Annotated in this window: 19 protein-coding genes; all 19 read right to left on the minus strand. The window is 32.8% G+C overall.

Features of this window, described 5'->3' with window-relative positions; genetic code table 11:
- Nucleotides 1-55: 55 nt before the first annotated feature.
- From KXJ69_RS04905 to cysQ, 19 genes are read right to left on the minus strand one after another with little or no spacing between them, the layout of a single operon-like run.
- Complete coding sequence (locus KXJ69_RS04905; RefSeq protein WP_255571209.1) at nucleotides 56-1,984, minus strand: polysaccharide biosynthesis protein; 1,929 nt, start codon at nucleotides 1,982-1,984, stop codon at nucleotides 56-58.
- Nucleotides 1,985-2,043: 59 nt separating this feature from the next.
- Nucleotides 2,044-3,177, minus strand: coding sequence for an aminotransferase class I/II-fold pyridoxal phosphate-dependent enzyme (locus KXJ69_RS04910; protein WP_219051858.1), 1,134 nt, complete (start codon nucleotides 3,175-3,177; stop codon nucleotides 2,044-2,046).
- Complete coding sequence (locus tag KXJ69_RS04915; RefSeq protein ID WP_219051859.1) at nucleotides 3,174-4,220, minus strand: GNAT family N-acetyltransferase; 1,047 nt, start codon at nucleotides 4,218-4,220, stop codon at nucleotides 3,174-3,176. The genes KXJ69_RS04910 and KXJ69_RS04915 overlap by 4 nt, the downstream gene beginning before the upstream one ends.
- Nucleotides 4,213-5,256 (minus strand): hypothetical protein, encoded by a 1,044-nt coding sequence (locus tag KXJ69_RS04920; protein WP_219051860.1) that lies wholly within the window; start codon nucleotides 5,254-5,256, stop codon nucleotides 4,213-4,215. Before KXJ69_RS04920 ends, KXJ69_RS04915 begins: the two co-directional genes overlap by 8 nt.
- Before the next feature lies 1 nt (nucleotide 5,257).
- Nucleotides 5,258-5,812, minus strand: coding sequence for a GNAT family N-acetyltransferase (locus KXJ69_RS04925; protein WP_219051861.1), 555 nt, complete (start codon nucleotides 5,810-5,812; stop codon nucleotides 5,258-5,260).
- Nucleotides 5,809-6,453 carry a sugar transferase gene (locus tag KXJ69_RS04930; protein WP_219051862.1) on the minus strand — a complete coding sequence of 215 codons (645 nt, stop codon included), beginning with the start codon at nucleotides 6,451-6,453 and terminating at the stop codon, nucleotides 5,809-5,811. Before KXJ69_RS04930 ends, KXJ69_RS04925 begins: the two co-directional genes overlap by 4 nt.
- Nucleotides 6,443-7,600, minus strand: a complete 1,158-nt coding sequence (locus KXJ69_RS04935) for a glycosyltransferase family 4 protein (protein ID WP_219051863.1) — start codon at nucleotides 7,598-7,600, stop codon at nucleotides 6,443-6,445. Before KXJ69_RS04935 ends, KXJ69_RS04930 begins: the two co-directional genes overlap by 11 nt.
- Nucleotides 7,601-7,612: 12 nt before the next feature.
- Complete coding sequence (locus tag KXJ69_RS04940) at nucleotides 7,613-8,698, minus strand: glycosyltransferase (protein ID WP_219051864.1); 1,086 nt, start codon at nucleotides 8,696-8,698, stop codon at nucleotides 7,613-7,615.
- Entirely contained in the window at nucleotides 8,695-9,894 is a 1,200-nt protein-coding gene (locus KXJ69_RS04945; RefSeq protein ID WP_219051865.1) for a hypothetical protein, read from the minus strand. The genes KXJ69_RS04940 and KXJ69_RS04945 overlap by 4 nt, the downstream gene beginning before the upstream one ends.
- Nucleotides 9,891-10,775, minus strand: a complete 885-nt coding sequence (locus KXJ69_RS04950) for a sulfotransferase family protein (RefSeq protein ID WP_219051866.1) — start codon at nucleotides 10,773-10,775, stop codon at nucleotides 9,891-9,893. The genes KXJ69_RS04945 and KXJ69_RS04950 overlap by 4 nt, the downstream gene beginning before the upstream one ends.
- Complete coding sequence (locus KXJ69_RS04955; protein WP_219051867.1) at nucleotides 10,775-11,695, minus strand: glycosyltransferase family 2 protein; 921 nt, start codon at nucleotides 11,693-11,695, stop codon at nucleotides 10,775-10,777. The genes KXJ69_RS04950 and KXJ69_RS04955 overlap by 1 nt, the downstream gene beginning before the upstream one ends.
- The gene (locus KXJ69_RS04960) at nucleotides 11,692-12,576 is read right to left on the minus strand and encodes a sulfotransferase domain-containing protein (RefSeq protein ID WP_219051868.1); all 885 of its coding nucleotides are present in this window, start codon (nucleotides 12,574-12,576) and stop codon (nucleotides 11,692-11,694) included. Before KXJ69_RS04960 ends, KXJ69_RS04955 begins: the two co-directional genes overlap by 4 nt.
- A complete protein-coding gene (locus tag KXJ69_RS04965) occupies nucleotides 12,573-13,874 on the minus strand; it encodes an oligosaccharide flippase family protein (RefSeq protein ID WP_219051869.1) in 1,302 nt (433 codons plus the stop codon). The genes KXJ69_RS04960 and KXJ69_RS04965 overlap by 4 nt, the downstream gene beginning before the upstream one ends.
- A gap of 30 nt (nucleotides 13,875-13,904) precedes the next feature.
- Nucleotides 13,905-14,477 carry a CatB-related O-acetyltransferase gene (locus KXJ69_RS13780; protein WP_219051870.1) on the minus strand — a complete coding sequence of 191 codons (573 nt, stop codon included), beginning with the start codon at nucleotides 14,475-14,477 and terminating at the stop codon, nucleotides 13,905-13,907.
- Nucleotides 14,478-14,490: 13 nt separating this feature from the next.
- Nucleotides 14,491-15,747: a sulfate adenylyltransferase subunit CysN gene (gene cysN / locus KXJ69_RS04975; RefSeq protein ID WP_219051871.1), complete on the minus strand. Its 1,257-nt coding sequence runs from the start codon at nucleotides 15,745-15,747 to the stop codon at nucleotides 14,491-14,493.
- A gap of 11 nt (nucleotides 15,748-15,758) precedes the next feature.
- Entirely contained in the window at nucleotides 15,759-16,664 is a 906-nt protein-coding gene (cysD, locus tag KXJ69_RS04980; RefSeq protein ID WP_219051872.1) for a sulfate adenylyltransferase subunit CysD, read from the minus strand.
- On the minus strand, nucleotides 16,657-17,256 hold the full coding sequence (gene cysC / locus KXJ69_RS04985; RefSeq protein ID WP_219051873.1) for an adenylyl-sulfate kinase: 600 nt from the start codon (nucleotides 17,254-17,256) through the stop codon (nucleotides 16,657-16,659). The genes cysD and cysC overlap by 8 nt, the downstream gene beginning before the upstream one ends.
- Nucleotides 17,249-17,701, minus strand: coding sequence for a DUF2061 domain-containing protein (locus KXJ69_RS04990; RefSeq protein WP_219051874.1), 453 nt, complete (start codon nucleotides 17,699-17,701; stop codon nucleotides 17,249-17,251). Before KXJ69_RS04990 ends, cysC begins: the two co-directional genes overlap by 8 nt.
- Entirely contained in the window at nucleotides 17,698-18,486 is a 789-nt protein-coding gene (gene cysQ / locus KXJ69_RS04995) for a 3'(2'),5'-bisphosphate nucleotidase CysQ (RefSeq protein WP_219051875.1), read from the minus strand. The genes KXJ69_RS04990 and cysQ overlap by 4 nt, the downstream gene beginning before the upstream one ends.
- Nucleotides 18,487-18,514: the final 28 nt, after the last annotated feature.

Below are 18,514 nucleotides of genomic sequence, written 5' to 3' on the forward strand. Positions count from 1 at the left end.
AATATAAGTGTTAAATGCAAAAACTTAAGGGAAAGGAACTATAGTTTTCCAAATGTTATTCACTTTCAATTATTACGTCCAAATCTTTAAAAGTTGAATTTTCACTTTTAAACTCTGGCACCAATTCCTTTAATAACATAACCACCTTTCTATCCTCATGCTTGGTAGCTGTTTTTATAATGGTTTTAATTTTCGTTTTAATATCGAGGAATTCTCCAGCTGGTATTTTAGAAATCATAATTTTGGGGTGATGTGTCGGTAATGTCGTGGCAACATCATTAAGCAACTCCTCGTATAATTTTTCACCTGGTCTAAGCCCTGTAATTTCAATATCTATATCCTTGTAAGGCTCAAGTCCAGATAGGCGAATCATCTTCTCTGCCAAATCCAATATTTTTATAGGTTTCCCCATATCAAAAACATAAATTTCACCCCCTCTACCCATGGTTCCTGCTTGTAACACCAATTGACATGCTTCAGGAATTGTCATAAAATATCTTATAATATCTTTGTGGGTAACCGTCACTGGGCCACCCTCTTCAATTTGTTTCCTGAAATATGGGATAACAGACCCACTAGAACCAAGAACATTACCAAATCGTGTAGTAATAAATCTTGTGTAAACACCCTTTTCATTTTGAAGTGCTTGTACATACATTTCGGCTGCTCTTTTTGATGCTCCCATAACATTGGTAGGATTTACCGCTTTGTCGGTAGAGACCATGACAAACTTTTCAATTTCATAGTTTAGAGACAAAATAGAAAGATTTACCGTTCCTAATATATTTACATAAATAGCTTCGTGTGGATTTCTCTCAATCAAAGGAACATGCTTGTAGGCGGCGGCGTGATAAACTATATTGAAAGAATATTTCTTAAACATTAAGTCCAAGCGGTACATATTGCTTATGTCCGCCAATTCAATAATAAAATTAAGGTTTGGATAGTTTTTTATTAAATATAATTCTAGATCATGTAACGCCGATTCTGCTTGGTCTAAAATGACAATCAACTCAGGTGAAAATTCTGCCAACTGCCTAACAATCTCACTTCCAATAGAGCCAGCACCTCCAGTTACCATAACCGTTTTTCCAGAAATGTCTTTTTTGATGAGTTGATCATCAATTTTAATTTCTTCGCGTTCCAGTAGATCTTCAATCTCAATGGGCTTTATTTGATTTGTAATGTCTTCTTTTTTATTCCATTTTTCCATGGAAGGAACATTAAAAACTTCAATACCTAAATCGAGACAATCTTCAACAATTTTATTCTTTACTGTTCTAGAAAATGATTCACTTACTATTAATACACCATCCAAATGTAATTCCTTAACAGTTTCAGAAAATGATGCTTTTATCGGCACCACTGGCTTACCTAAAATTTTATATCGTTTCGAATCAATTTGTTGCGTTAAAAAACCGATTAATTTAAAAGGAAGTTTTGACTCGGTTGTTAAAGCTTTACCCACAGAAATAGTATCATCATCTACTCCTATAATGGCTACTCTTTTTTTGGTTAATCCAGATGAAACATTTCGTAAATATTGATACGTTTCTTTAACTCCTATTCGAAATAGAAGCATAATGGAAAACGAAAGCAACATGTATAAAATTAGTGACGTGTTGAGGAATATTTTATTGCCTTCGATTAATTCATAGGAAGTATTAAAAATAACAACCGTTAAAAAAGTGAATAGTGATGAAAAAGCAAGTTTTGTAATATCTGTAAAGGTGGAGTGCCTTATAATTCCTGAATAGGTTTTAAACAAGAAGAAAAAAATAAGATTAACTGATACCAGAATTATTCCTTGTTGAAATATCGTTAATACCGTATGAAATTTTATGGGAGTTCCCATTAAAATTAAATATGCCAAATAAAAAGAAAGCACAGCAATGGCGGTATCGATTAAAACCACTATCCACCTCGGTAAATACCTCTGATCAAGCAGTTTAATCTTATTATCTCCACTATATAAGTGTTTCAATATATTCTTTTCCTTTTCCAATATTTATTTTAAATAAATGCAGCAAAGATACAGAATCTCTATGCGAATTGCTGAATAACCATGTTAATCCTTTGTAAATCTTCGGTAGTAAGATTAGAACCCGAGGGTAAGCACAATCCTTGTAAAAAAAGGGATTCTGAAACCCTATTCTTTCCATAAAAGGGAGCGTTTTTAAACACGGGTTGCATATGCATAGGTTTCCAAAGAGGTCGCGATTCAATATTTTCTATTTCAAGAGCTAGCCTAAGTTCTGTAGGTGTAAATGATGCCAACTTCGAATCAATTAATATACACGTTAACCAATGATTTGAAAAATAATCTGGCGAAGGTTCTGAGAAAACTGAAACTCCTTTAACGTTTGAAAAAGCTTCAATATAAAACTGGTGGTTTTTTCTCCGTTCTGCAACTCGTTGATCGAGTACTTCCATTTGACCCTTCCCAATTCCTGCGCTTATATTACTAAGACGATAATTATATCCTATTTCTGAATGCTGATAATGAGGTGCTTCATCACGAGCCTGAGTGGCTAAAAAAATTGCTTTTTGCTTTAATGCTTGAGACTTTGTTACTAAAGCCCCTCCACCCGATGTTGTAATAATTTTATTTCCGTTAAAAGAAAGAATAGAGATATCCCCAAATGTTCCGCATTTTTGTTCCTTATAATGGCTCCCTAGGGCTTCGGCACTATCTTCAATGATAGGAATTTCATATTTTTTCGAAATTGCTCTAAGTTCATCCACCTTATAAGGCATTCCATAAAGATGAACTGCAATAATGGCTTTGGGCTTCTTCCCTTTTTCAAGCCTGTCTTTTATAGCCTCCTCTAATGTTTCTGGACAAATATTCCATGTTTTCTTTTCACTATCAACAAAAATAGGAGTTGCTCCTTGATACACAATGGGATTTGCAGATGCAGAAAACGTCATACTCTGGCAAAGGACTTCATCATCTTTTTTAACTCCTAATAATATTAAAGCCAAATGCAAAGCTGCCGTACCTGAGCTTAATGCAGCCACACGGCTTCTTTCGCCTAAATAATTTTCTATGGCTGTTTCAAATCCGGTTACATTAGGCCCCAAGGGAGCTACCCAATTTGTATCGAATGCCTCTTGAACATAAACATGTTCTTTACCTCCCATATGAGGAGATGACAAATAGATTTTAGATTTCATTTATTGATTCTTTTTGCACGATAAAGAGGAAAAAAAGTACTGTTTGAAACTCCATTTTTTGAAACCAATTCTTTATATATAGCCTCATTAACAATATACTCCCAAGTCCTAAATTGACTCGTATTTTTTGAAAAGCCAGATTTAAACCTAAAAAGGGAGTCATCATCACTACCATTAAGCCCACCACCTAAATGTAAAAATTCTAATTGTTTCTGATGACCGTATAATCTAGCTTCATCAATTATAAGTTTCATAGGGGTATCTTTACTATATTCTTCTTTCGTTCCAGCTAAATGGTATTGCATAATTCCATTAGTTACTGTAAAAATAGCACCCGCCGTAAATTCTTTATCTTTAATAGCTAAAAAAAGATGTGCTTCAAAGGAAGAATTATTCAGTAATTGAGTGAAATATTCTTCTTCAAAAAAATAATAGTCCCCGGCATTTACACGCTCCATGGTTTCATTATAGATTGAAGCAAATAATAAAATTTCTTTTTCTGTTGTTGCTCTTATTACTTCATACCCCTTTTTGCCTCGTAGTTGATTTATTTCAGATTTATTAGATTTCCGGTACTGTTTACGCTGTTCTTCTGGAGTATCCTTTAAATTTATAAAAATAGTTTGATTTATGTCTTTTGTATTTCCAATCCCTTTTAAAATGGATTCTTGATAAATTAATGGGTGTAATCTGGCAAACACCGAAATAATATTCTGTTCTTTAAAAAAATTCTCTATTTCAGTCTGAAATTTTTCAACTAACAATGGAGGTATTTTTTTATCTTCTAGGTTACTAATAGGACCGCAATACCCATAAACAGAAGTACCATCAAAATAAGAAGTGTTTTCAATTTCCCTAATTAGGAGTGGTAGGGCTATAAAATTTGAATCTAAAGAGCTCACAAATAAAACCGCTTTATGATTTGTTGTTGATACTTCCATTTTATGGTAAGACCGTGTGTGATAAAAATCGTATGCATAGCAACTGCGCACTATTTCATCCCATTCTGGGTTTTCCAAGAATATTTTTTGTGAACTATTCATTAAAAAAGGCCTTTATTTTATTGGCCACAAAGGTAACCTCCTTGGAAGTATAACGAAAATCTAAGTGTACAAAAAGGGTGCGCTTTTCTATTTCTTGGTCTTTTTTATTTACTTGGTTAGGCCATAAAACAGCAGGGAAAATATTGTTTTTAATGAGATATGTTTTTAAGGCTTCCCTACTTTTATTTGAGGTCAATTTAAAAATAAGACCGAAAGGATTAGCATCTTTAGTATCTATATTAAAAGAAACATTTGGAATATCGTTGAGAATTTTAAGCGCCTCTTCTACGTTTTCATGCTTTTGTTTTAAAATCTTTGAAACATGTAAGGAGTTTAAAATTTTTGTAGCAGTTTCTGGTAATCTTGTGTTTGTGTATTTTTTTTCAAAATCCTGCTCGGCTTTTTGAAAAAGAGTTCTATAGCCTTCCTTGTTTTCAATTTCCCCTCTTAAATACTGCTCTTTCAACAACATAGCTTTTAACTTCTCATTCGCTACATCTTCTGCTTTTTTATTTGAATTGCTTTGGGCAAGTGAATGATTTTGTGAGTAACAAAACCCACCCACAGGAATAGGCAATTCCTTACGTAAAGAACCAAAACAATAATCTGCCTTACTTTCTTTAAGGGCCAATAAATTATGGCTATAATCCTCTATAATAGCTATCTTTTTAATAGAAGGTAAGTTTATAGACTTAACTCCAAAGAATGAAACTTGCACCAAAACACTTGTAGGATCATCTTTTATTTCTTGAATGGAAATTTCTGTATCTAAAAATGGATTGAAATTAAAATAATGAACATTAATAGGTAAATCCTTTAAGTAAGCTATCACCTCGTGACAATAATAACTTGGAAAATATAAATTCTTCCAGCCTTTTGTTTGTATCCCCTCTGAAACTAAAGTATAAAGTGCTGCGCGCCCAGAAAAATGAAAACTAAACCCTTTTGAAGAAAAAAAGGATTCATCGGATTCCTTTAGCAACCATTTTGAATGGATTGGGTAATGAAATTCGGAACCGAATTCTTTTCTTTTCATCTTACCAATATGGGTTTTCTGAAATAAATTGAAAATAATCTTCCGAAGTAATACCCATAATTACCTGATCCCACCAAGTGTTTTTTCTGAAATAAAAATTCTTTTTAACCCCTTCCTTTTTCCATCCACATTTAGTGAGGTATACGTGTAAGGAAGCTTCATTATATGCAATAATGGTACTATCTAGTCTTTTAAGTCCTAGCTCTTCAAAAGCATATCTATTTATGGTCATTATGGTATCGACTCCATATCCTTTTCCTCTTATTTCTTTGTATCCAAGTAGCATGCCATGAAAAGCATTTCTATCTTTCCAATTTATGTCTACAAGATTTGCCATCCCTATTATTCCATCTTCCTTTGTCTCAATAGCAAATCTTTGGTCATTATTTTTTAGGCTTAAGGACTGAAACCATTTATGTTGATCTTGTCTGCTTGATGGGAAATGCCATCCTCCAAGATTGTAGTTAATTTCTGGATCGTTGGACCATTGGTGTATTAAAGCTAAATCTTCCTCTTCAATCGCGCGAAGTATTATTTTTTTACCGTGGATGTTCATTTTTTTGTTTTAAAATGATTAGAATCTAAATTTCTACTTAAACCTAGGTCATCTACCTCGTCTACCGTTTGACCTAAAACTACATTTTTTGATTTGAAAAAAACAGTATATATCGTTTCAAAAATGATTTTCAAATCTAATATAAAGGATTGATTTTCAACATAAAAAATATCATTTTTCAATCTTTCACTAAATAACATTTGGTTTCTTCCTCTCACTTGAGCAAGTCCGGTGATTCCTGGCTTAACGAGATGCCTTTTCTTTTGTTCAAGGGTATACAAAGGTAAATATTCTGGCAATAAAGGTCTAGGTCCAACTAAACTCATTTCAAATTTTAAAATATTGAAGAGTTGTGGCAATTCATCCAAAGAAGTTTTACGAACAAGTTTCCCAATAAATGTTAATCGTTTTGCATCTGGCAATAATGTACCGTTGTCGTCTCTTTTGTTATTCATTGTCCTAAACTTTACTATTTTAAATAGTTTCTCATTTTTACCAGGGCGAATTTGATAAAAAAATGGTTGTCCATTATTTGCAATGGTTAAAGCCAAAAAAACAAAAATAAATACTGGGCTAAGCAATATTAGAATGACCAATGCTGTACAAAAATCCAAAATAACTTTTATAAAATTAGCATACATGAGCTTCCAGTGTTTTATATTCTGCTAATAATGCTTTCCAAACTATTTCTTGTTGAAATCTATCTACTATAGTTTTTCGATAGGAATTTACATCTTGCCAACGTTCCTTTTCTTTTAAAAACTTCTGCATTGCATTTGTTAAGGCGTCAATATCTTTAGGCGTAATTATAGTTCCATTTTTTCCTTCCATAATAATTTCGTTACACCCATTAATATCAGTCACAATAGCAGGCAGCCCCATAGCACAAGCTTGCAAAACAACATTAGGAAACCCTTCTCTATAGGTAGGAAAAACAAGTGCATTACTTATAGAAAGATAAGGCCTCACATCCTTTTGAAAACCAACTTCTATAATATCTTTGTTTTCCTTCATTATTGAAATAGTTTCGAAAGAAAGAGGGTCTAATTCTGGTTCTGAAGCACCTACCAAAAGAAGTTTACAGTTTTTATGACTTTTAGATATGGTTTTAAAAGAGGTTATTAATTCGTTAATCCCTTTATCTCCAACGAGTCTTCCTATAAATATAAAAACAAAATCGTTTGGCTTTAATTGTAATTGTTCCTTTAATGCTTTTTGTTGTTTATTTGAAACGGCGGTTGGATTAAAGTAATGAATATCAATACCATTAGAACTGCCATTTGAAATGACCATTAACTTCTCTTTTTTACAGAATTTTTGTTCCAAAATGATATTGTATAGCCCTACAGAATTAGGATAAACTTTGGTCGCACAGGAATACGTTAATTTTTCAACAGAATTTAATATGAACCTCTTTAATCCAGTAGCTTCTAATAGGGGTAACCCTGCTACGGTATGTAATCTAATGGGTACTCCTGACAGTTTTGCCGCAAGCATTCCTACTATACCTGCTTTTGGGGTATGCGTGTGGACAATTTTGGGGCGCTCTCGTCTAAATACTCGATAAAGCTTCCAAACAGATCGAAGGTCCTTAAAAGGTGAAATGGTACGCGTCATCTCCACGGCGATGGTTTCAATTCCTTCGTTATTTTTTACTTCATCCAAATCTTCACCTTTACTTGAAATTCCAATAACGTCATAATATTCACTCATAAAAGAATGTTGCCCTTTTAAAAGAATTTTAAGAGAGCTTGGCACTGTTGTTATACGTATTAGTTTAGATTTCATTTTTAACGAACTTTACTTGATTAAAAGATTTTTATAAAGTTCAATATGTTTATTAATCATTTTTTCAATGCTAAAATCTTGGGCTCTAGAATAACATCTTTTGCTTATTTCTTCATAGCGCTTCTTATCCTGAAAAAGGTTTTTTAATGTATTCGCTAAATCAAGCTCGTCTCCTTTTTTAAAAAGTAATCCGTATCCATCAACTATCTCTCTAAGGCCAGGAACCTTAGATGCAATAAAGGGTTTGCCCACAGCCATACCTTCAATACTTGATAGTGAAAGACCTTCATGAAAAGAAGACAGAACCGAAGCATCTGCTGTTTTTAATAACCTAGGTATGTCATTTCTTATCCCTAGAAATTTAACTCTATTTTCAAGTTTTAAAGTAGCAACTAAGGTTTCTAAGTCATTTTTTAAGGGCCCATCCCCTACTAATAGTAACTTAAAATTTTCTGGAAGAATTGCAATAGATCTAATAAGCGTGGCTTGATCCTTTTGTTCTCGAAAAGAAGAAACTTGGATTAAAATTGTATCTAGAGGTCTAAAAAATTTACTCTTTTCATATGGAATGGCCTCTTCAAACTTTTTTAAGTCTATTCCATTATTTATTAGTATGAATTTTGATTCCTTAGTCCTTAAATGCTTTTTCACATTAAAATCAACTTCATCGGCAATGGTAATTATTTTGTCAACACCGCTGTAAATAATTCTATCCAACATTTTTAAGATGAGTTTATTTCTCCTTCTATTACTAGTACTATGCTCTGTGTAAACTAATTTTGTTTTACTAAACGATAACCAAGAAGAAAAAACCACCCAATAAAGGGATGGAAACAAATGTGTATGCACAATATCGTAGTTTTTTAGGTGTTTTGTTAATCTAAAAATCAAGGCTGGATTATATACACTGCCTTCCCCTAAGGAAATTTCTTTACAATCTGATATTTCTCTTAGCTCATCTAAAAAAGGATAACTTTTACCATTTAGTAATAACAAATCTACAATAACTCCTTGTGCCTTATATTTTGGAATTGACTCTAAAAGTAATTTTTCTGCACCTCCAGTAGCTAAGCTATTAATAACCATCAATATTTTCATGAGGCACCCATTTGATTGTTGTTAATGCTTTTCGAATATTGTGAGTTATAGAAAATAATCCAAAGCCCAAAAATGATTAAATAGGGAATAAAGGCATTTTTTTGACGAAGCATTATTCCGAGGTTTCCTAAAATTAAAGAAAATAAGGATGCCCCAATTAAAAAATAAAACACCAACCCCTTGATTAGACCATTTGAATTCCTTAAGCTTCTAAATGGCTTATTTCTAACTATTTTTATTGTTAAAAGAAGTAAAATTAAGTTTTCAAATGAAGCAACCACAGCAAGCACTCCATTAATATCAAAAAACAGGGGGCGGTATAAAAATGTAAACACTTTTAATGGAAATGGATACCCCGAAATGTCAATTCCACTGCCAGAATCTGCCTGATTTAATTTAGACGCTTTGGTATTTGCGTATTGCTCTATAGCGGTAATATCTAAACTCTCTAGCCTAATAAATTCTACTACATAATTAAACATAGATGCAAAAGCGGCAATAAAAAGTAAAAAAATAAAAATCTTTTGATAGTTCTTTAAATAACCATCAAATAAATAAGCTACTCCAAATGCAGCAACCAAAAACAGCATTATGTGAGGACGTATTAAAATAGCTATGAAAATGCTCAAAAGAATACCCAAAAATCTCTTTTTAAACTCTAGCAACGAATACACAAACAAGGCGATGCAAAAAAATAAAATGGTATCCTTCCCTATTCCTGAGGACCAATAATGCAAATTTGGTAGAAACCATATCCAAGGGTGAATAGGGATGTTGAATAACTTAATTTCTTTAAGCTTTTCGGTGTCTGGAATAATTCTTTTTAAAATGAAAAAAATATAAATAAAAGATATATAACCAAACAATGAATAAATCATATTTCCAGTAAAAAAGGAAAGGTCTAAAATGTGAGATGGGAAATAATTGATTAAGTAAACAATTCCTGAAGGGGAGCCTTTTTCTATTACATTAAAAACATCATTTAATTCATACATTTTAGGAAAACTCCAATACAACTGGGCATCTCCACCATATCTTCCAACTAAAATACTGAAGCAAATACCAATAAAAAAGTGAAAGAAAAATAATTTCCGTAAAAAGGACTTTTCATTTTTTGTAAGGTCTGAGAAAAAATTAACAAGGTTATAACCAAGCAAAAAAGCAATAATACAAATACATATATCCAGTATTATCATAGTTTAGATTCTTTAATGAATATAGCATTCAGCTTTTCTAAGTTTTTTGGGGTGATTTCCATTTTAAAAGTTGAACCCTTAGTTGCTTTCTTAAATAACCAATGTCTAAAATTAGAAGATAAATATTTTGAAAAATAATCCTTAACCCCCATTTGTTTCAAAAAATAAAAAAGTTTTTTGAATTTTGGCTCTCTTGCTACGTTTTTATGTTGAATGGTTGAGGTTTCAAAAACTTTAATACCCAAAAAAGAGCTAATCTTGGACAATTCTTCGTTTTCTCTACTAGCTAAATCTTCAATTCTAAGTACTAATACATTTTTAAATAACGAGGTATAATTTTCTACTGCGCTTTTATATAAACTCATCCCAATATGACTACTCCATTCTAAACTACCATTATTATATTCCTGAATTTCCCTTTCCATTAATTGATTAAAAGAAGCATTGATTCTACCTAAACCTATATCCATTTTATAATGAGAAAAAGCCCTTTTTAAAGGATCTCTTAGTAATATTATAATTTTTGCATCTTCATTATAACTGTAGATTTTTTGAGCAACGCCTGGGGCATGTAAGTAGGCAGTACTTGCGTCAACCCAGTATTTTTCATTGACGGATAATGAGTAAAGTTTTTTATATTGAGAGATATCTTCAATTTTACTGATGTGAATAGGCTTTGGAAACTCCTCTTTAAAGTATTTATCTAGATTAAAAAACCGAGAAGGTTCATATAAACTTTTAGGCAAAGTATCTACAAAAAAATGAGGTTCTTTAATAGGCGGAACATAAATTTCTGAATGATTTGAAAGGATTTCTATTAAAGAAGTAGTGCCCGCTTTCATAGCACCTACAACAAACAAATTTACTTTCTTATGATTCATTATCGTTGTAGGAATTTAAAAATGGGATACGTCTTTTTATATGGTAATAACCAAAGCGCCTTTATCAAGATTAAATATTTACCTTTTAAAATTTGTTTCATTTTTGAATATACTTTCCCATCCTCTTCTTTTGAATACAGACCATAATTCTTAATATACGTTAATGCAATAAATTTATTGGTATAGCCTTCAAAATAGGCCTTTTCTTCCTCATTTAATTTATTTTCAACCTCGGTTAGGGTAGTCAAATAAGTTAAAAAGTCTGAAGCTTGATAGTAGGTATTTGATGCCGTGTCTATTTCCGTTTTTCTATAAAAAGATAAGGGCTTGTTTATAAAGATAACTTCATTTTTTACACACAAACGCATCCACAAATCGTGATCTTCGTGTTGTTTTTGTCCTTTCCTAAATAAACCTCTCTCCATCAACAATTCTTTTTTAATAACAACATTAGACGAGTTTATAGGAGGTAAATACTTTGAAATTATTCTAAAATAATTCACTGGAGATGTCTCGCCATCTTTAGGAAGAAATTCATTTTTGTAACGTTCAATATCGCTTTTAAACACCCTACTCCTCCCCGTTGCAAAAATATTTTTTGAAAGATTATTATTTATTGCTGTTGCAACTTCAGACAGAAAGTTGGGAGCCCACCAATCATCTGAATCTAAAAAAGCAATCCACGGGAATTTTGCTAATTCTATCCCTGTATTTCTTGCCACTGAAACACCACTATTTGCTATGCTCATATATCGAATTCTATGATCATTAAATGTTTTAACTACTGCTTCAGAAGTATCGGTGCTTCCATCATTAATTAAAATCAATTCAAAGTCTGCAAAAGTTTGATTCAAAACAGATTGAATAGTTTCGGTAATAAACCTTTCTTTGTTATAAAGGGGTATAACAACGGAAATCATCTAATAAATGTTTTTGCTATAATACTAGAGCTCTTAAAAAATATTTTTTCGAAAAAATTTAAATGGTGCAAATCAACTTTTTTGTTAGAAATAACTATTTTCTTATTACTACCACTTCTCATTGGGTTTCCTCCTATTGAATGAGTTGGAATCATAATAAATTCAGTAATATCAAATGGTTCCCCCACAAATTCTTTAATTTTGGTTAACCAAAATTCCGGTTTCTGGCAAAAGGACTCATATTTGAGAAACATAAAGCAATTATTCTTTTTTAAATCTAACGCTAATACTTTAATCTTAATCCAAGATTTTAAAATTACCTTATTCGTTTTTTGGGGCATAAATACATCTTTATCATAGTACTCCGGCAAGAGCATTTTCTTTTTCCAGCTATTTGCAACAGAAGCTAAATTCCTCTCCAAGTGTATTATTCTTAAATCAAAAGCCCCTGTATTTTGAAGAAAATAGCACCACCCAATACTCTTAGAACTATCTATAATGATATTACTTTGTGAAGTTTCGGCTATTTGATTATAAAAATAAATGACAATCTCTGCAAAATACTGCCATTCCTTAGTTTGTAATAGCTTTGGTATTTTTTTAAAATTCTTAAAATATTGTATTTCCTTTACTTTTTGTTTTATATATTCTGAATCATAATCAGGAAACTTTTGGTGTAATTTTTTATCAATTTTAGACCATAACGTGCACTTTTCAATCTTTTCTCCACAACCGCATAGAGTCTCTTTTTCATAAAAACGAACCCAAAATCTATGGCATTCACCAACCGAAACACTCCCTTCTATATTCGACAATATCGAGTCGAGTAATGTGGAGCCCGATCTTCCGTCACCCGCTACATAGATAATTTTTGGTTTCAAAATATGGAGGTATTGATGTTTAAATTCTTCTGTACATATTTCAATAATATATAATTTTGAATTATTAATATCGCACTAAAAAGGAGCGCAGCGCCTATTTCATCCCAAATCATAATAAGAGGAACACCCAAAATCATATTTATTATTAACATAATTACATTACTATTAGAAAATACCTTCTGATTTCCAGTCATACTAAGTAGGGTTCCAACAGAGCCTACCATAGCACTTACCAATTGACCAATACATAAGATGAGTAATGGAAAATAGGCCACAGCATATTCATTACCAAATATATACATTACCAGACCCTTTCCTCCTAAAATAAAAATAAGCGCTACGGGTAGGGAAAATGCAAAAATAATTCGTCCCGTTTTTTTAACAATTTTTTGAATTTGCAACGTATTTCCCTTTTCAAACGCAGATGAAATAAATGGAGAAATAGCAGAGTTTAATGCGTTGAGCGTAAAAGAGACTAGTGCTGCTCCACGCATTGCAACGTCAAAAATGGCAACCGCTTCAATGCTACCAAAGATGGCTAATAAATAGGTTAACAATTTAGAACGAACTATTTGAATGCCACTATTTATTGAAAAAGGAATGGTTTGTACATACCATTCTTTAGTATTATATATTGGGGAAACCTTTTTTAATTTATTTAAAAGCTTTTTATATAAAAACAAAAAACCAAGCAAAAAACCTATTCCCGCCGCTACAATTTGAAAAACAATCGCCAATTGAGGCGACAATGGATATTCTAAAAGAATGCATCCAATTAGCAAAATAGTAAGTAAAAAATTTCGAAGTAACGTATCGGGTAATTCAGAAAGAATAATGAGTTTTAATCCTCTTAAAGCTGCAGAGCGCAGGGCCCCAAATCCTAAAATAGGTAATAATAAAAATGAATAAAGCAGGGTCTCTACAAAAACAGAATCATAATTTTTCCACCAGAATAAATAGGTTATGGCTGCAATGATATATATTGCTATAGTAGAAATTAAAACAAATTGATTTGTTTTAATTAACAATCCCTTCATTCCAGCATAATTTTTTTCTACCTCATATTTTGAAATATATCTTGTAATAAGATTAGGTAGGCCAATAGTTGCTGGAACTGATATGATTGTTAGTGTGGTAAAAGCTAAAACATAGTACCCAAGTCCTTCAATTGAAAGATATCGAGCCAATAAAACTCCATTTAAAAAGGCAAAAAAGGCAGAACCGAATTTTATAACCAAACTCCCAATAGAAGCAGTTTTTATATCCTTTTTCGAAATAAAATTTAGATACTTTAACAATTACAAAATTTGATTTAAGAGAAACCACAATTAATTTTTGCGCAATAACTCCTTATTTTTTTTCATCTTTTCAATAGACCAATCCCACCATTGTAGCTTTTCAATTTCTTCAATCTCTTGAGGTGAGAATGTACTTCTAATAAATTTTGCCGGTGCTCCTGCCACTACTCCATAAGGAGGAACATCTTTTGTAACCACAGATCCCGCACCAACAATAGCACCATTCCCAATGGTAACACCAGGAAGAATAATGGCTTGATCTCCAATCCATACATTATGTCCAATGTACACATTAATTTTAGGGTCTACCAACGATTTAAAACCTATTCGATTAAATAAGGCATATTGCAAAATTACTTCGTCTGTCTTATGGTTTGAAGTAATGATTCTAATATTTTCTCCAAATGCAACATATTTTCCTATCGTGCAAGAACCCCTACCTTTTATAATAATCTCCCCGTTTATTCTTGAGCCGTCTCCAATAACAGTTCCATTTACAATTTTGGAGCCTTTCCCAATAGAAATACCAGTCTTATCCGTGAGGTTTTTAAATTTTAGGATAATTCGATATAAGGTTCCTTTCTTTCCGTTAAACTCAATCATGAGGGTAAGATATTTATAAAATCATTCCTGCTGCAACTGTTTCATGGGTGGCATCATCTATTAAAACAAAGCTTCCTGTGATTCTGTTATCTCGATACTCATCAATCATTAAAGGTCGCGTGGTTCTAATTTTAATTCGGGCAATGTCATTCATGTTTAACGATTTATCCTCTTCCTCCCGATTGTAGGTATTGATATCAATTTTATACAAAACATCCTGAATCATCGCTTTTTGTTCATTAGAGGTATGCAAAATGGTGTATTTGGCACGAGGTCTAGCTGGTTGGTTATGTAACCAACATAGCATAGCACTAAACTCCTGAAGCGGCTCGGGTTTATTATTTGTCTTTACAATCATATCCCCTCGGCTAACATCAATATCATCTTCCAAAGTAATTGAAACCGACATAGGAGCAAAAGCCTCTTCTAGGGAACCGTCAAATGTATCCACCGACTTAACCTTTGAAGTAAAACCAGAGGGTAAAACTGTAATATCATCACCCGGTCTAAAAATACCACTTGCTACTCTTCCCGCATAACCTCGGTAATCGATAAATCCTTCTCGTTGAGGGCGCAATACTGTTTGCACAGGAAAACGTGCATCAATTTTATTAATATCACTACTTATATGTAGGTGCTCCAAAGTATGTAATAATGGTGCTCCTTGAAACCAAGTCATTTTTTCACTTCGGTTAACTACGTTATCCCCATCCAAAGCACTAATGGGTAAAAAACGAACGTCTTTTACATATAATTTTGATGAAAATTCTTCAAATTGTGCTATGATTTTTTCATAAACTTCTTCAGAATAATCTACCAAATCCATTTTATTCACACAAACGATAATGTGAGGAATTTGTAGCAAAGATGCAATAAATGCGTGACGTTTTGTTTGCTCAATAACACCGTTTCGAGCATCAATTAAAATCAAAGCTGCATTTGCTGTGGAGGCCCCTGTTACCATATTACGAGTATACTGAATATGACCAGGTGTATCTGCAATAATGAATTTACGCTTGGGTGTTGTAAAGTACCTGTACGCAACATCAATTGTGATACCTTGTTCGCGTTCGTCTTTTAAACCATCGGTAAATAAGGCCAAATCAACTCCATGGTGACCTTTTCTCTTACTCGTGTTTTCTACAGCTTCCAGTTGATCTTCAAAAATAGCTTTAGAATCATATAAAAGTCTTCCTATCAAGGTACTTTTACCATCGTCAACACTTCCGGCAGTTGTAAATCGTAATAATTGATTCGTATCTAATTGCATTGTTCTATTCTTTAAAAATAACCTTGTCGTTTTCTATCTTCCATTGATGTCTCGCTGCGCTTGTCATCACTTCTATTTCCTCGTTCGGTTTGTTTCATTGCGGAAACTTCCATCACTATTTTTTCTAGGGTATCCGCATCACTTTCTATACCACCCGTAATGGTAATATCGCCAAGTGTTCTAAAACGAATTTTCTTTTTATGAACTTCTTCGTTCTCTTCCAATTTTAAATGGTCCGAAACTGGAATCCAAGAATTACTACGCCAAACTACGTCTCTTTCGTGTGCATAATAAAGCGAAGGGATTGAAATGTTTTCTCTAAGAATATAATTCCATACATCCATTTCGGTCCAGTTACTAATAGGGAAGGCTCTAAAATGTTCCCCTTCAAAATGTTTTCCATTAAGGATGTTCCATAATTCTGGACGTTGATTTTTGGGATCCCATTGCCCAAAATCGTCTCGATGCGAAAAGAACCGTTCCTTCGCACGAGCTTTTTCTTCATCTCGTCTTCCACCACCTATTGCACAATCTATTTTATTTTCTTCAATGGCGTCTAAAAGTGTTGTAATCTGAAGTGCATTTCGTGTTGCGTTTTTTCCTCTTTCTTCAGCTACACGTCCTTTGTCAATAGACTCTTGGACAGAACCTACAATAAGTTGGACACCAAACTCCTTAATTAAATCATCTCTAAACTGAATAGTTTCAGGAAAATTATGCCCCGTATCCACATGCATTAGCGGAAAAGGAATTTTTGAAGGATAGAATGCTTTTTTTGCTAAATGGGTTACCAAAATAGAATCCTTTCCTCCTGAAAATAGAATTACTGGATTCTGAAATTGCGCCCATACTTCTCTTAAAATATAAATGGCTTCAGACTCAAGTTCGTCTAGGTAATTTAAATAATACTTACTCATGCTTCAAATGTAATTTATTCGCTATGGCTTTAAAAATAATCGCAACAGAATCTTCAACAGATACTGTACTTGTGTCAATTTCAACATCAGGGTTTTGGGGAGTCTCATACGGTGCATTTACACCAGTAAAATCCTTTATTTCACCCGCTCTTGCTTTCGCATACAATCCTTTTACATCTCTTTTTTCACATTCTTCAATAGGTGTGTTCACAAAAATTTCAACAAAATTCTCTTTTCCAACAATAGATTTAACGTTCTCCCTATCTTTTTGATAAGGAGACACAAAAGCCGATAGTACAACAAGTCCTGCATCAACCATTAACTGGGCAACTTCAGCAATACGACGGATGTTTTCTGTTCTATCTTGGGGAGAAAAAGTAAGGTTGTTATTGAGTCCGTTTCGCACATTGTCTCCATCTAAAATATAGGTGTGTAATCCTTTTTCGAGTAACGCTTTTTCCAAGGCATTTGCGACAGTAGATTTTCCAGACCCTGAAAGTCCAGTAAACCAAATGAGCAAGGAATTATGCTTTTTTTGAAGGTTTCTTTCCTTTTTAGTTACCTGAAAATTATGTGGAATGATGTTACTCATTTGTTTGATGTTTTGCTTTTCGTAATCTTCTTCTTTCTAGTCCAAAATCAATCTTATACCAAGCCCTTTCATGAAGGTAATATAAAATCATTTTTGTTATTAACTCTGCAAACCCAATTTTTAGTCCTATAAATGGATTCCCTGAAATTATCCAAGAGATAATCATAGTATCTGTGGTACCCACAGCCCTCCAAGTAAACGTTTTTGCTATATGTCTTTTTCTACTCTCAAGAACAACACCACCTTTACTCAAATTAATCTTAAACCAAACACGCTCGTGAAGGTAATATAAAATCATTTTTGTTATTACTTCAGCAAATCCAATTTTTAGTCCTGTTAATGCACTTCCTGTAATAATCCAAGAAAGCAAAATAGTATCAAGTGTACCTAGAATTCTCCAAGTAATTGCTTTTACAATATGTCTTGCATGAGAGTTGGCTTTCATGATACTTTCACTAAGAAGTGAGGATTAAGTAGATTCTCTTTATTATAACAAAGAGGTAGTTTAGTATTTTGGTCAATAACTGAAACCCCAACGGCCTCGCAAATTGCCTGTCCTGCTGCGGTATCCCATTCCATGGTTGGAGCAAATCGTGGATAGAGGTGTGCATTTCCCTCGGCAACCAAACAAAATTTTAAAGAGCTTCCTTTAGAAACAATTTCAACATTATTATGTCTTTCAATTTCTGAAATATATTCCTTTGTAGCATCATTTAAATGCGAACGACTCCCCACTATTTTAATTGGCTCGACATACGCAGCCGCTTGAAGTGGTGTGGAAAATTTAAATATATAGTCCAAGGATTCATCCTCCTGAATAGTAATTTTGAAGGCCTTAGAAAGCCCTTCTACTGCAAAGTATAATTCTTTGGAAACTGGAACATAAATAACTCCCATGTTGGGTTTTCCATTTTTTATTAAAGCAATATTGACCGTAAATTCTCCATTTCTCTTTACAAATTCTTTAGTTCCATCCAAAGGGTCAACAATCCAACACATGGCCCATTTTTTTCTTTCAGAATACTCAATTTGTTTATTTTCTTCACTAATAATAGGAACGCCAGTATTGTCCAAATAAGAATTTATAACATCGTTTGCATTTTTATCTGCAAGAGTTAACGGAGAGGCATCTTCCTTTACTTCCACAGAAAAATTGGTGTTGTAAATTTTAAGAATTTCTTTTCCAGCTTCTATGGAAGCTTTTATAGCAATTTCTAGGTTAGATTTCATGGGGATTATTAAGTGTGCAAAGGTACAA

The sequence above is a fragment of the Halomarinibacterium sedimenti genome (assembly GCF_019312585.1).
GTDB classification, from domain to species: Bacteria; Bacteroidota; Bacteroidia; order Flavobacteriales; family Flavobacteriaceae; genus Halomarinibacterium; species Halomarinibacterium sedimenti.